The sequence below is a fragment of the Acinetobacter sp. NyZ410 genome (assembly GCF_022828975.1).
GTDB classification, from domain to species: domain Bacteria; phylum Pseudomonadota; class Gammaproteobacteria; order Pseudomonadales; family Moraxellaceae; genus Acinetobacter; species Acinetobacter guillouiae.
Map to the genome: position 1 here is coordinate 1,518,518 of NZ_CP094620.1, position 14,774 is coordinate 1,533,291.

Consider the following 14,774-nt stretch of genomic DNA (forward strand, 5'->3'; position numbering starts at 1 on the left):
AAAGCATGAGCATCAATCAAAAGAGTTGTTTTATAAATGCTTTACCTCGCGGTTTTTTTTGTTATGATGTGCCTTCTCAATTTAAGCGCCCATAGCTTAACTGGATAGAGTGCAGGTTTCCGAAGCCTGTGGAGTGGGTTCGAGTCCCGCTGGGCGTACCAAATTTATAAATAAAATCAATAGTTTAGTGACTATCTTGGCGTAAGATTGGCACATGATCACTGAAATCTCGTGATACGATAAGAAAATAATTCAGGAATTTCTTGCTCATATAAAATTTCTTGCATAGCCAAGCGACTAATTAAAGGCGCGAGAGTGACTGCTGCATGCATTGAAATGAGATAAAGTCCAGAGTCATCATTCATCGTACCAACAATGGGCATCTCATCGAATGGGATAGGGCGCATTCCTACAGCCACGTGATCAACAGTTATAGATGATGCTAATGTCGGTGCTATCGCATTAAAATGTGCCTGAATAGTTTTTAAAGCATTTAGAGCGATCAGTTCTGGCGTATTGACTGCTGTGTCATCGATATAATCTTCTGCCGCTAAAAAATGTTCTGAATCAATCGAGCGAATCTCCATCTCTGGTGTCGAGATAATATGCTGTGCGAATTGATCTGATTTCTCATGCTTAAAGCGAATAATAATAGCTGGCAAAGATGCTAAAGGTAATTCGATATTGATAGTTTGCAATAAATCCTTATTGACCACTCCTGCTGTTAAAACAACTTTATCTGCAAAATAATCCTTATCTTGAGTACGTACACCGATTGTTTGACCTGATTCATTTTGTAATATTTTAGAAACTTTAGTTTCTTGACAATAGCTTACACCTTTTTTAATGGCATCCTGAAGCAGCGTTTGAATCACCCAGATAGGATCTATCGCACCTTCTTCGCCAGCAAATGCAACGATATTCGGCGCTTTATCGAGCAAAGGTTCTTTTTTTGCAAGATTCTCTTTTGTTAAAGATTCGACATTAAAAGACAGCTCACTGTGGGATTGGATAAATTGTAATGTCTCTGCATTCGTTTCCTGCCAACTAATGGCACCTCGCCAATGAATTTTCAATGCACCATGCATCTCTGCATCTAATCTTCGCCATTCATTCAATGATTGTGATCGTAGTTTTTGGTAGACATCAGGACGCCCATATGAAACATTAAGCCATGCAAAAGAATGTTGAGAAACTCCGCTTCCTGCCTGCTTTTGATCCAATAATGTCACTTCTGCATTGGAGTAAGTGGCGAAATACCATGCTAGGGTAACGCCAACAATACCAGCACCAACAATAACAATCTTTTTTTCTTTCATTTTGAGCTTCTGTGGCATTAATAAATCAAATTTCATATTATTTTGAATATGATAAAATGATTCTATCAAAGAATTTAAAATGGATAATTTTAATTATTGCTTTACAGGCTGCATTACAAGTATTTTTATGAATTATTAAATAGTTATTTTTTTATTAATAGACTTCTTTCATAAGCCCATTTTAAAACATAGATCGAGATAAAATCCCCCTCATCCTAGCCTTCTCCCAGTGGGCATAGGTATCTACACAATTAAATCTATTTAAGTTAAATTGGAGAGCATGCTCTCCAATTTAACATTCCACACTTAGATAACCGATTAGTTAAACGCTACGGACGTCTTGTAAAACTTAATATGAATCCACTTGCTTCATTAGCCCCAGCGCTTAAAGATATTGCCTCTACCCAAAAGACTAGCTTTGCTACAACCCAAGCAGTTTGGCGTTTCTTAAATAACGAAAACGTTTCATTTCAACAACTCAATCAGCCTCTTCAAAAACTTGCGTTTGAACAAATCGCTCTATCGAATCACCACTATGCCTTAGTTGCTCATGATTGGTCTCAACTACAATATTTCAAACATAACAACAAGTTAAATAGATTCAAAAGAACACATGCAAGTGACAAAGGCTATGAATTACAAAGCAGTTTATTAATTGATGCTGAAACGGGTTTACCCATTGCACCATTAGATCAAACTTTATGTGATGCTACTGGACGTTATTCAACATTTACTGATGGGCATAAAATAAAAGAAACCCACTTAAATGCACTATGTGAACAAATCGAACATATTGAGTCTTTACCAATAGAAAAGAAACTCGTACATATTATTGATCGTGAAGGAGATTCAATTGCTCATCTTAGATTATTGAATCAACAAGAACATTTATTTCTTATTCGAGGTAAAGAAGGAAATCGTGTTGAATATCAAGGAGAAGATGTTAAGTTAAGGGAAGTGTCAGACCAAATACCAACTACACAAACCCATACAATTCAATATAAAGGGAATTGCGAACAACTCTATGTTGGTGAAACTCAAATCAGTATTACACGTAATGCAAGACCAATGCAGAAAGATGAAACGGGAAAAAGAGTTCCGCCACAAAAGGGAAAGTCATTAACCGTTCGACTGATTGTAGTTGAAGTTAAAAATAAGCAAGGAAAATCACTTTCTCGTTGGAGCTTATTAAGTAATGTATCATCAGAAATTCTAAGTATAGAATTGGCAACTTGGTATTACTGGCGTTGGAAAATAGAAAACTATTTTAAGTTGTTAAAACAGGCGGGCCATGACATTGAGTCATGGCTACAAACAACGCCACAAGCGATATTAAGACGACTCTTAATTGCAAGTATGGCATGTGTATTAACTTGGCGAATACAGCGAGAAAATGATGAGAAAAATTCAAGAGTTAGAGTCTTTCTAACACGTCTATCAGGAAGGCAACAAAAAAGAGGAACAAGGGAAAGTGCTCCTGCAATTTTGGCTGGTCTGTCAATATTACTGAATACACTACAATTATTATCTGAACATTCGGTGGATGACCTTAAGCTGATTGCTGAAATTGCATTAGAGTCTCTACAAAAAGATGTGTAGATACCAATGCCCAGTGGGAGAAGGAACTTTCAATACCAATATGATTCACTCTACATGATCATTTTTTGATTTATGAAAGATTTTTAATGTACCGTAAAATAAAATTGCATTGTTAAGTAGATACAACAATAAGAATATAAATCTCAGCTTATAAGAAAAATCCAGAAAAGCTAAAAATGATGGCGGTGGCTTATACCTTTATAGATGGCTGAATTAGAAGATGAAGATATTGCCATTTTAACTATATAAGCCTTATCAAAAACAACACACCATTCTAAGTATTTTTATTTCCTCCAAGCTTTATTTGAACACTTACTTAAAAATCCAGTGATGAATATCCTGAGACGTATAGCTCATATCAATTAGCCAAAGCTATGTAAACAAAAAGTATTTATACATCAATGTGGTGTACAGCAAAACAATTTTTACGGATAGGACATTGTTGTAGATGGATTGGAAATTCGCTTAAGAGGGCAAAGACATGAACTTAGTCAAAATTTGGAATAAAGTAATCAAAGGTAAGCTCTATGTAGTTGGTGATATTCATGGTTGTTACGACTTGCTGATGAGTCGCTTGATTGAGATAGGCTTTAACTTTGAAAACGATTTATTGGTTGCTGTTGGTGATCTAGTTGATCGTGGTATTCAAAATATTGAGTGTGTGAATTTAATCGATCAACCCTGGTTTACTTCAATTCGAGGGAATCATGAAGACTTATGTATTAAAGGTTTGTTTAATGATTCCTTTGGCCGTTGTCATATTGCCAATGGAGGAGAGTGGTTTTATGATTTGGATGCTCAAACTCAACATAAAATTATAAACAAATTTAATCAGTTACCGATTGCACTTGAAATCACACATCAAGGTCGTAAGTTTGGTTTTGTACATGGGCATATTGAGCAAAATGACTGGGAATTGTTTAAGCATAATCTTAATCATTTTGATGCTGTCAGATATGCAATTGAAGCTAAGCGATTACCTACGGACGCTGCGATGTGGGGGCAGAGAACGCTTTGATTTAGAGAATCCGAAATATACTAAAGTTCAAGGTGTGGATCTGGTCATCATGGGGCATACCGTCACAACAACGCCCATCAAGCGAGATAATTGCTACTACATTGATACTGGTGCAGTGTATTGCGGAAGTCTGACAATTTTAGATTTGAGTAAGATTTAAGAGATGAGGATCGACATCACCATGAATATTATGGCTTGATCAATAAGCCTTTTACAATAGTCAAAAAATAAGCAGTTATAAAGGGTGATTTATAAGAGTTTAGTGTTATGCAAAACTTTCAAAAATCATACTTTTGCAAGAGCACGATGAATTTGTCATGGTAATTATTAACTTAATTGATTAAAATATGCACATAAGATCTGAAGTGGAGATCGGTTAATTATGTCTAAATCTAAAGTTCGCCATGTAGAGGGCAAAAAGGCTGCTATTGGTGAAAATGCAGATGTAAAAATTCGATACAGAAGAAATAAAAATCGTTTTTCTACAGCGTTGAGTTTGGCATTACAAGCAGAAAAACTTTCAAAATCTTTTCATGCAGAAAGAGCTATGCTTAAGGCAGTCAGTTGCAAAGATTTATTTTCTAATTCATTTGACGTAAATGTACTATTTGATGATGAGGCTAAAGTTTGGGTGGCTCAATGTGATAGTTTGAGCTTGGTCACAGAGTCTAAAACATTTGAAGAATTAATAAGTAATGTAAAGCTTCTAGCTGCAGAATTGATAGAATTAAATGATATCTCGGTCGACTTAAACAAATTCACACTGAATTATAAAATAACAGAGTCTGTGGTGCTTTAATATGGGTGCTGGGTTCTACGATAAAGTTATTGAAATACTATTATTGTATGGTTGTAATTTTGAAAGACAAGGCAAAGGTAGCCATGAGATTTGGTACAGTCCAATAACAGATAGAAAATTCCCAGTAGCAGTTACAATTGAATCAAGACACACTGCAAATGGTATTTTTAAACAAGCGGGCATCGATGAAAAAATTTAAAGTGTATATTTAATACTAACCCACTTAACCAAGTGGGTTTTTTATTGGAGCCAATTTTTGAATAATAAAAAAATTCACACATCTTGGTGATTTAAATGGTCACTCAGGCAAGCAAAATTTAAATATTTTGACTTAGAAATTTGCAGCTGCTTAAGAGGAGAATATCTCAGTAGGCAAAAACAATAGAAAGGTATGATGGTCGTATCAAAGAACATTGATCAAAGACGCGATTTTACAAAATAAAGCTTTTTTGACCCACTTCCATATTGAGTATTTTTCACCAATTAAAAGCAAGCTATAGCACTTGTTATATATTGCCACTGACAAATAAAATGAAACCCTAGTAAAATAGTAGGTATTCCTTCTATTACCGAATTATCGGTTTTTGCCTGCATTCTTTCCCCAAAGATGCAGGTTTTTTTTGCCTTAATGCTTCAATTATTCATAGCATAGCCTTAGGGGCTGTTTTTTTCATAAAATCCTTAAGCGGTTAAGGATTTTGAATTTTGCTCAAAGTTCATAAAATAGAGCTGAATGCGGTAGTATAGTGATTAACGACAAGAGTAATCATTACGATGAATGAAACCTTTACATATTTGTATACCCACGTGGGTATATTTGGGTCCTTACCTACACACAAAGTATTTACCAGCGATAAGAGCAATAGAACAAAATTAATTTTTGCTGATAACACATTTATTTACAGTTTAATTTCTTCTTGGGCCTTAAGTAACTCTGATTTTGATAGTGGAAAAGTGACATGGAAAGAAGAGCCACAAGGCTATCTAGAAAATGAAATAAAAAAATTAGCGATTTATAAAGCGAATCATCCCTTATTTATCACTGAATCATAAGTTCATGTAGTCACTAGAGTGACGTCACCGCTATTTTAAATATTGATGAAAGATAGAGCAAAATATTGAAGAATACCTCGCAGAAATGTGAGGTATTTTTAATCGCTTAATTTTTCTTAACTCGCCAAAAAAATGTCATAAATGAGTGTTATATTGCTTAAAACAATTGAGGGGAGCCAACATGGGTATCGATCTAAAAGAACTCAATAAGCAAATTGATGATTTTAAAGAAAGTAAGGATCCACAAAGATTAATCATTGGTTATAAAACTTATTCTAAATTAATGAAAGAAAATAAGTTTTTAGATAAAGTTAGCAAAGATGCAAATGACCCAATGATTAGATATTATAAAGAAATAAAGATAAAAATAGTCACAGAAAAGCATTTTTTTGAGATTGAGTAGCTGAATAAGCAATATAAGTTGAAATGAGTGGGAAATAATGAAGTTTGTGGTGAGGCGCTTAATGCGTCTTTTTTTATAGCAAAAATTGTTATAGATACTAAGAGGTATTTATAGACAGGGAAGTATCGATAAGAAAAGGTAAGAGAGAAGTAATTATTGCAAAATGTTTTACTATTTAAGTAGCTTACTAAGCGATAGATTTTAATGTGATTTATTTATCCATATTAATGATTGAAAATTTCACGTTATTAGTGTATAAAAAATCAACAACAATAAAATAAGGGTGATTACATGATATCTAAATCTATAAACATCGCATTCTTCTTTTCTATGTTTATTGTTCTTACTTTACTTATCCATTTATTTGGTAATATCCCTTTAGGGATATGGGTGTATAAGTAAATACAAATGGACCTAAAAGCTCATCACAAGGTGGGCTTTTATGAATTTTAATATGTTGAAATATGTTGAAAATAATTTTTCTATTATACTGCGGATCATATATTGATAGATGCTTAGAGATGCTTTGCTCTTTAACAACTTGCGTCATGGCATAAAAATTAAAGATGTCTGGTGTTAAATATGATGTTGTGGATCTGGCGAAAGAGATTCAATCTAATCACTCCGAAATTCTCTGTTTTTATATTTTTCTAAGTACACCTGAAAACAATGCATAATAAAAGTACAAATATTGTGTGAATAGAATACTTAAATAGGGCTTTTTGAGATATATATTGAATAAAGGTTGTATTACTTGCCTTTAAGGCGTATAAAGTCACTTCGTTGATGCGGGATGGAGCAGTCTGGTAGCTCGTCGGGCTCATAACCCGAAGGTCGTTGGTTCAAATCCAGCTCCCGCTACCAACGAAAAAAGATTCAAAGTTTATAGCCTAGTTTGCTTCATGCTTACTAGGTTTTTTTATGCTTAAAATTTATTGCATTGAATTTAAGCGCTTTAGAATAGCAAAGATATAAAAAGCGCACTCAATCAATCTGCTTATTTATGCTGGGTATTTGAAGATAAGTAGAATAGTGTTATTTAATGAGTTTTCACTTTTAGCTTAAGTATTCTATGGCTCAATCTAATCTATATAAATTACCTGCTAAATATTGGATGGGCCGAATAGCAATTGGATATGGCATTGGCTATTTTGAGGGAGCTGTGGGTGATAACTCTCCACATCGTCATCACGCACATCAGTTAAGCTTTGCAAAACAACAGGGAGAGCGGATTCAAGTTATTGCTGATGATTATTGTATATGGAGTAGTGGGGTCTATATCGCAGCAAATACTTTACATCATTTGCAACCAGGAACTTACTGTTCGATCTATATTGATCAAACACATTTTCTTGCTGATGTCATACAGCATTATTTACAAGTTTCCTTACAACAAGACTCGTCGATTACGATATTGCCTGAAAGTTTGGTGTCTATTCTTAGAGCGTATTTTATAGAACAAAATCAAACATTTGAATCTTTCCAAAAGCTTTTAAGTTATTGCAGTGAATCTAATTTCAAAGCTCAGTCAGTTAAAGAAGAGCGTCTTGCAAAATTTCTTATTCACAACCATCAACAGAATTTGACAGTGAAACAAATCGCCACACAATTCAATCTTTCAGAAAGTCGTTTTAGTCATTGGTTTAGTGAAAATTTTGGTATTTCTTATCGTAGTTATCGGAAATGGTTACGCTTATTACAAAGCTTTCAAGCCATAGATCAGGATATTAATTTAACCAGCATCGCTCATCACGCTCATTTTTCTGATCAGGCGCATTTTAGTCGAACCTGCAAACAAATGTTTGGCATTCAACCTTCACTATTAAAATTTATTCCATCCATTGAGCAAATGCCAATATTACTTTTGTCAGATTAAAAGCTATAAGTGATATAGCGGTTTCGTTCAATTTTTCTATCCAGCCAGTCAGCATACTCCTAAAACGTATTCTGTTGATTGGAGTTATAAATGAGCGCTTTTGTTAAAATATCTCTGCGATATTTATTTTATCCGCTTTGCATGCTGTTAACGGTATGGATGATGATGTTCATCGTCTCAGGGCAAGTTCCGTATTGGCCAAGTTCAATATTATTCATCTTGCTAAGTGGCGTAGTGATTGCATGGGTTGAGCATTCTTTGCCTTATCAAGCAAAGTGGTTGGATATACATCAAGATTTTGTTACAGATATCATCCATGCAATTTTTAATTTATTTTTGATCGTTTCTGTGTCAAAAATTATTGAATGGTTTGATCTTTTCCGATTTATTCCACGATTATGGCCCGACCATATTTCGGTATTTTGGCAGATATTGATTGTTGCTGTGGTGATTGATTTTGGACTATGGTTCATGCATTACCTAAGTCACAAGTATCGATTTTTATGGAAATTGCATGCGATTCATCATCAATCACGCCGTTTATATTGGTTAAATGCTGAAAAGCGGCATCCACTGAGTGCAATAGTACTTGCTGGACCTAGTTTGATCATCCTCGCGCTTTTTGGGGCTCCAAGTTTGTTGATTGGGTGTTGGATGATATTTATGGCCGTGCATTTGTTTTTTCAACATGCAAATATTGATTATCGTGTTGGTCCTTTCAAATATATTTTTGCTGTAGCTGAGGTACATCGTATTCATCATAAGCATGGATTTGGTCGTAAGAATTTTGGAGAAGTGTTCATATTTTGGGACATCTTGTTTGGAAGTTTTCACTATGAAGATCAAAAAATTAAAGCTGATCAAGTCGGTGTGTGTAGTCAAATACCCAACCAATATTTGGCTCAACTCCGCTGGCCATTTAAAAAGTAATCATAAAGTAAGCATAAGAAAAATTGATGTATAGAACATTGGTATTTTTTTCTTGTGAAATAGAAAGCCAATTGGCTTTCTATCAATGATCGAGAAAAGTAAGTTATTTGAGCAAGCTCTCACATGAGGGCTGTTCTAAATAGATAAGTCATTCTTTATCCATAATAAAGTTAAATATGTATAAGAAGGCTTGATTATTTATTTTTTTCCTGTAAAGTAAAGCCAACTAGAAAAAAGTCATGTTTTGGTAAATCTTCTCTAAGTATCGCAGTTTTAGTCATAATCCTTCGTTTTATTCAGATTTTAAGTTCAATTCTTTATTATTTTCGACGTTATCACTAGTCATAAAATGGCTTAAAATTTTTAAATCTCAGTAGGATTGATTATGTCAAACTCAAATGTTGTTAAAGGTACAGTTAAATGGTTCAACGAAACTAAAGGTTTCGGTTTCATTCAACAAGAATCAGGTCCAGACGTTTTTGCTCATTTCAGCGAAATCGCTAACTCTGGCTTCAAAACTCTTGCTGAAGGTCAACAAGTTGAATTCAGTATCACTCAAGGTCCTAAAGGTCCTAACGCTGTAAACATTACTCCGCTATAATTCAGAGTAAGTTGTAAAAAAAGCACGATATCGTGCTTTTTTTAACTCTAAATTTTTATTTTAATTCATATTTATACATTTCAATTATTTCTATAACTTCCTCTATAGTCAACCTGTGTCCCGTCCTAGATAAGGTTGACACTTTCTAAACTTAAATTTGGAGAGTGTAATGAAAACAATAGTTAAAAGAACACAAAGAGATTACAGCTTAGCTTTTAAATTATCAGTCGTAGATCAAGTTGAAAAAGGTGAAATGACTTATAAACAAGCTCAGAGTAGATATGGTATTCAAGGGCGTTCAACTGTTTTAGCTTGGTTAAGAAAGCATGGTAGATTAGATTGGAGTCAAGGCACCCCATTACGTTATGGAGAAAAACAAATGTCTGATCCTTTACCACTCACACCCGAACAAAGAATCAAAGAGCTTGAACAACAGTTATATGAAACAAAAAGAAAAGCAGAGTTATTTGAATCCATTATAAATATACTCGAACGAGATTACGGAGTAAGCACTACAAAAAAGCCACAAGGCAAGCCATTAAAGAAAAACAAGCGATAGGTTTTAGTATCACTGAATGTTGCCATTATCTTGATATCACTCGACAAGCTTATTACAAACAATGCCAGCAATCGAACCTAAGATATAGATATGAACAAAATGTATTAAAGCAAGTTCGACAAGAAAGAATGTTTCAGCCTCGTATTGGAACAAGGAAACTCCATTATTTACTGAATACGATAATAGGTATCACTATTGGTAGAGATCGATTGTTTGATTTACTCAGAGATCATCGTTTATTAGTACAACCTAAACGCGCATATCATAAGACAACAAATAGCCACCATCGTTTTCACAAGCATCCTAACTTGGTTAAGTTTGGAATTGGGCAAGTGATACCACAGAAACCAGAGCAACTTTGGGTTGCAGATATAACCTATCTTCCTATAGAAACAGGAGAAGCTTATCTGAGCCTAATCACTGATGCTTGGTCTAGAAAAATAGTGGGTTATCATGTGGATGACAATTTAGGTGCGGAAGCTGTTAGCCAAGCATATATCAAGGCATTAAAGGAACGTAAAGCACCACAATATTCACTAATTCATCATTCAGATCGAGGCATACAATATTGTTCAAAGAAATATCAGGAATTACATCAGAAACATAATATTCGATGTTCTATGACCGATGGATATGATTGTTATCAGAATGCTTTAGCTGAAAGGGTCAACGGTATATTGAAGAATGAATATTTACTTCATAAACCAAAGAATCTTGAAGAAGCTAGGCGAATGGTTGCAGAGTCTATAGAAATTTATAATGTCCGTAGACCGCATATGTCGCTAAAATACAAAACGCCCGATGAAATGCATCGAGCGTTTGTATGAAATAAGTGTCAACCTATTTCAGGACTAGACACTGTCAAAAAACTCAGACACAATAATATAATTATTCTTAATCAATATTTTTAATTAAATCAATAGTATGTAAAAATTATTTGATTAAAAAGTTAGCAATGCCACACTTTACATTTAAAGTTTAAATACCTTTGCGTAGGCGATGCCTCACTTTTCAGAGATGAAAAGATGACAAAAATCTTCCGTTGGGCGAGGGGTACGTCCTGTACCCCCGCCCAACAGCGACATCCATGTCGCTCCACGGTAGAATCACCATGTATGATTCAAAAGCACAAAAACGAATTAATAACCAACAGTTTCTAAAAGTTCATACAAAAACTTAAGCTTCATTGATGAAAATTATTTGTATGAATAATTAGGCGGTTTGACTATATATTCTTATTAAAACACTGGACCTATTTAAAAAATCCATCATTCGTCTACCAGCAAAAAATTAAGCAAATCTAATCAATTGCTGTGTAAAGCTTGTCTTTTCTATGCGGGGGGACTGTGTGGCTGCTGTGCTATTTCTAGATCAATAAACAAAAAGAAACCCGCATCATGCAGGTTAGTAGGGCCTTTCTTTATTGTCTATAGACCACTCTCTCCAATGGTCACGGATACTATACATCTGTTCTTTAATAATAAAAACGCAGTAAAATAGTAGAGATAAATGTATAGCGTCTTTCTGGTTGAATATGATTGATAAACCATAATAATTTAGATAAGTGAATAGAATCTAGTAGACTTTTCTTTTATGCCATATTTTAAAACGATTTAATTAAAAGATATTTAAAATCAGTTATATAAAGTTTAATTTTTGTCCTTCTTTGCGCGTAGCATTGGCTGGTGTTTTTCATTGTTTTATAGAGGCTGTATCTGTGAGCATACGAAGTCTCGATCATTGAGTGAATAAATTCTGATATTTGTATTATTGTAAAATTAAATAGCCGATGAATGGTATTGAAAGTGAGACTCTTGTTATGTAAATTAAGTTTAGCTAAACATATATCACAAGTTTATATACCCACTTACTCTATCGGTGGGTATTTTTTTATACAGGCAATGAAAGGGTTGACGATAATTTAATTTTAAAGTAAATTTAAATTGTTATTTTACTAATAATAAATAACAAAAATCCTTAGTCAGCGCAAAATTAAGGTAAAGCCTTACAGAAATGTAGGGCTTTTTTTATCAGCTCAGCGCAAGTTTAGAATACAACCATTTTTTAGGTTGATGATTGGTCTACATACTAGAGTGGACATTGGTCTTTAAAGCAGCTTTGCAAGTATAGAAGGAGGGGATTGTTTAATTGTATTCAAGTAACTGAATATTATTGTTGAAGTATCAATATTGATGCATTTGCAGTAATTGAAGCCAAAAGCTAGCGTACATCTGAACCAACTTAAGTAATGAATATTTTTATTGATATGACAAGTAAAAATGAATTTGTTAAATTAAGTGAACGATATAAAGGATGGTAATGTGATGAAAAAATTAATTTTAGCTGGGAAGCTGGTTGAGGCAACCTTAGAGGGTGACCATGTCACAAGATTACTCATCGGAAATTTAGTCAGTTTTCTAATTAAAAATGGAACAGTGAATTATGAAGACTATTTTCAATTTACCCAACAAACAAAGAAATACTTGATTGAAACGTCTGAGGATAGCAGTGAATCCAAAGTAAAAATGATTGAAAGTATTTTTGATCTTCATCTTGATGATTTAAAGGAGATAAAAGCAATAGATCCTAAAAAACCTGAGTAGCATCAAGAAGCAATCATTTTGATAAGCACTTAAAATGTAAGTAAATAAAAATTTTTATAATAATTTACTGTTTTTGCAGTATATTGAATTGCGTTTGATGTACAAGCATAAATTTAATAATCATTGAATGTTTTGGTTAACAGTTTTAGCTGTTTTTATTTAATTTTTTAAGGTGTTTTTTATGAATAAACTCGACATAAATGTAAAGGATCAATTTGGAAAGTGTTACGCAGTTGAGGCAACGTTAGATGATGTTGTGATAAATCCAAATAAAACTCATGAACGTATCAAATATATTATTGTTGAAAATGAACTTTTGCGTCCTAACTTCGAAATGCTTTTTGAAAGTAGCAAGAATGGTAAAATTTATAAGATTTTGGAACCTATGATTTAAATCGAGCCACCTACGGGTGGTTTTTTAATCGCTTCAAGTTATATAGCGACTAAGGAAAATCTTCGCTGTTTATTTGAACATTGTATTGCAGCACGCTTTGGCTAATTTTTGTTACATAGTTTAATTTAATTAATAAATAAAGGCTGATATACTTTTTATTGAATTGCTGTGCGACTCACACATCATTCATGCGCCTCCAAAAAATAAGCCCACTTTTTAGTGGGCTTTCTAATGCTATATCAATGACTGATTTAATTAAATTATTATTTGGGTAAGAGCTTAAGATGCCTTGATGAGGATAAAAGTATAATAGATCGCTATCAAAATATTCGGTTTTTAATCTTAAGTAAAAGGTTAAGCTGTTGTGTTTTTGAAGTTAAAAGAGCATACGATAATCAGTCAACAATGAATGCTTTTAGAGTGTTCTGGATGCCGATCAATAATTCTTTTAAACATATATAGAATAAAGGTTGTATTCCTTGTCTTTAAGGCGTATAAAGGTGCTTCGTTGATGCGGGATGGAGCAGTCTGGTAGCTCGTCGGGCTCATAACCCGAAGGTCGTTGGTTCAAATCCAGCTCCCGCTACCAACGAAAAAAGATTCAAAGTTTATAGCCTAGTTTGCTTCATGCTTACTAGGTTTTTTTTATGCTTTTAAATTAGTTAGCTTTAGAAATTTATAATCAAAGCGCGGATAAATGCCGTGAAAAAATGACAATTGAAGGCGCATTTCAAGTTTGTTGTCTAAGTTAAAATAAAAATAATATGTAAAGTGTGCTTTACATGGTGCGTTATTTGATCTAAATTTATGTAAAGCTTACTTTACATGGTTGCCGTATGAAAAAATATAAATCTCTGATTGAGTTTAGTGCATCAATACTGCTTTATGTTGTTGTGCTTATTTGTTCATTAAATTATTTAAAGAATGACGATATCCGTTATTCAACACAAATTTTTGTGACATTATTGCCGATAATTCCCTGTATTTTGGTGGGATGGAGTGTACTCAGACAATTAGCGCGCTTAGATGAAATGCAACAACACATCCAATTACAAGCTTTTGCGCTCGCATTCGTAGGTACTGCACTCATTACATTTAGTTATGGATTTCTTGAAAATATTGGCTTTCCACATCTTTCTATGTTTTTTGTATGGCCTTTAATGGCAACGTTGTGGGGTGTTGGTATTGCAATTGGGAGTTGGCGTTATCGATGAAAAATATCTTATCTGAATTGAGAACGCAGCAAGGCTGGTCTCAGCAACAATTAGCAGAATATTTGGGAGTCTCGCGGCAGACGATCAATGCGATTGAAAAACAGCGCTATGATCCTAGCTTACCTTTGGCATTTAAAATTGCGAAATTATTTAACCGATCAATTGAAGCAATTTTTAAAGATGAAGAAAGTTTTGACAATGAAAATGACGTTATAAAAGCAGAAAATTCTGCCGCTAAAAAATAGTGTATTTGAATATTTTTTTAAATTATTATTCTATCGATTTGAGCAAGCTCTACTAAGAAATGACTAATTTTTTCTTATTGGGTTTGGTGAGTGAAATGGTCATAAGTGGTCCAGCTGAGCATAAATTTTTAAGTAAGCCTCCACTTCAGGAGGCTTACTTT

At 33.7% G+C, this 14,774-nt stretch carries 14 protein-coding genes, 3 tRNA genes and 1 pseudogene; 17 read left to right on the forward strand and 1 reads right to left on the reverse strand.

Annotated features, from left to right (window positions below):
- Positions 1 to 85: 85 nt before the first annotated feature.
- Positions 86 to 161 (forward strand) — tRNA-Arg (locus MTO68_RS07190).
- Between the two features lie 57 nt (positions 162 to 218).
- Here MTO68_RS07190 and MTO68_RS07195 read toward each other — a convergent pair.
- Positions 219 to 1,355: an FAD-dependent oxidoreductase gene (locus tag MTO68_RS07195; RefSeq protein WP_244015486.1), complete on the reverse strand. Its 1,137-nt coding sequence runs from the start codon at positions 1,353 to 1,355 to the stop codon at positions 219 to 221.
- 318 nt (positions 1,356 to 1,673) lie between these two features.
- On the opposite strand from MTO68_RS07195, the gene MTO68_RS07200 reads away from it, so the two are divergent.
- The 16 genes and pseudogenes from MTO68_RS07200 (at position 1,674) to MTO68_RS07275 (ending at position 14,613) form a co-directional block, all read left to right on the forward strand.
- Positions 1,674 to 2,918: a transposase gene (locus MTO68_RS07200; RefSeq protein WP_244012683.1), complete on the forward strand. Its 1,245-nt coding sequence runs from the start codon at positions 1,674 to 1,676 to the stop codon at positions 2,916 to 2,918.
- Positions 2,919 to 3,399: 481 nt separating this feature from the next.
- Positions 3,400 to 4,096: pseudogene (locus MTO68_RS07205) on the forward strand (metallophosphoesterase).
- Between the two features lie 222 nt (positions 4,097 to 4,318).
- The gene (locus tag MTO68_RS07210) at positions 4,319 to 4,735 is read left to right on the forward strand and encodes a DUF1902 domain-containing protein (protein WP_244015487.1); all 417 of its coding nucleotides are present in this window, start codon (positions 4,319 to 4,321) and stop codon (positions 4,733 to 4,735) included.
- 1 nt (position 4,736) lies between these two features.
- Positions 4,737 to 4,934, forward strand: a complete 198-nt coding sequence (locus tag MTO68_RS07215; protein ID WP_004820037.1) for a type II toxin-antitoxin system HicA family toxin — start codon at positions 4,737 to 4,739, stop codon at positions 4,932 to 4,934.
- Positions 4,935 to 5,509: 575 nt separating this feature from the next.
- Entirely contained in the window at positions 5,510 to 5,788 is a 279-nt protein-coding gene (locus MTO68_RS07220; RefSeq protein ID WP_034614323.1) for a hypothetical protein, read from the forward strand.
- 181 nt (positions 5,789 to 5,969) lie between these two features.
- Positions 5,970 to 6,191 carry a hypothetical protein gene (locus MTO68_RS07225; protein ID WP_244015488.1) on the forward strand — a complete coding sequence of 74 codons (222 nt, stop codon included), beginning with the start codon at positions 5,970 to 5,972 and terminating at the stop codon, positions 6,189 to 6,191.
- A gap of 787 nt (positions 6,192 to 6,978) precedes the next feature.
- Positions 6,979 to 7,055: transfer RNA gene (locus MTO68_RS07230), tRNA-Met, on the forward strand.
- A gap of 208 nt (positions 7,056 to 7,263) precedes the next feature.
- Positions 7,264 to 8,067 carry an AraC family transcriptional regulator gene (locus MTO68_RS07235; RefSeq protein ID WP_244015489.1) on the forward strand — a complete coding sequence of 268 codons (804 nt, stop codon included), beginning with the start codon at positions 7,264 to 7,266 and terminating at the stop codon, positions 8,065 to 8,067.
- Between the two features lie 90 nt (positions 8,068 to 8,157).
- Entirely contained in the window at positions 8,158 to 8,997 is an 840-nt protein-coding gene (locus MTO68_RS07240) for a sterol desaturase family protein (protein ID WP_244015490.1), read from the forward strand.
- Between the two features lie 385 nt (positions 8,998 to 9,382).
- Complete coding sequence (locus MTO68_RS07245; RefSeq protein WP_004721990.1) at positions 9,383 to 9,598, forward strand: cold-shock protein; 216 nt, start codon at positions 9,383 to 9,385, stop codon at positions 9,596 to 9,598.
- A gap of 169 nt (positions 9,599 to 9,767) precedes the next feature.
- Positions 9,768 to 10,984, forward strand: a protein-coding gene (locus MTO68_RS07250) for an IS3 family transposase (RefSeq protein WP_244015491.1) whose coding sequence is annotated in 2 segments (ribosomal slippage) — positions 9,768 to 10,113 and positions 10,113 to 10,984 — 1,218 coding nt in all. Because the reading frame shifts where the segments join, the coding sequence is not laid out codon by codon here.
- Between the two features lie 1,497 nt (positions 10,985 to 12,481).
- Positions 12,482 to 12,760 (forward strand): hypothetical protein, encoded by a 279-nt coding sequence (locus MTO68_RS07255; protein ID WP_004820042.1) that lies wholly within the window; start codon positions 12,482 to 12,484, stop codon positions 12,758 to 12,760.
- A 181-nt stretch (positions 12,761 to 12,941) separates the two neighbouring features.
- Positions 12,942 to 13,154, forward strand: coding sequence for a hypothetical protein (locus tag MTO68_RS07260; protein WP_004721987.1), 213 nt, complete (start codon positions 12,942 to 12,944; stop codon positions 13,152 to 13,154).
- 512 nt (positions 13,155 to 13,666) lie between these two features.
- Positions 13,667 to 13,743, forward strand: a tRNA-Met gene (locus tag MTO68_RS07265).
- Positions 13,744 to 13,990: 247 nt separating this feature from the next.
- Entirely contained in the window at positions 13,991 to 14,368 is a 378-nt protein-coding gene (locus tag MTO68_RS07270; RefSeq protein ID WP_034618282.1) for a hypothetical protein, read from the forward strand.
- Positions 14,365 to 14,613 carry a helix-turn-helix transcriptional regulator gene (locus MTO68_RS07275; RefSeq protein ID WP_244015492.1) on the forward strand — a complete coding sequence of 83 codons (249 nt, stop codon included), beginning with the start codon at positions 14,365 to 14,367 and terminating at the stop codon, positions 14,611 to 14,613. Before MTO68_RS07270 ends, MTO68_RS07275 begins: the two co-directional genes overlap by 4 nt.
- Positions 14,614 to 14,774 lie beyond the last annotated feature (161 nt).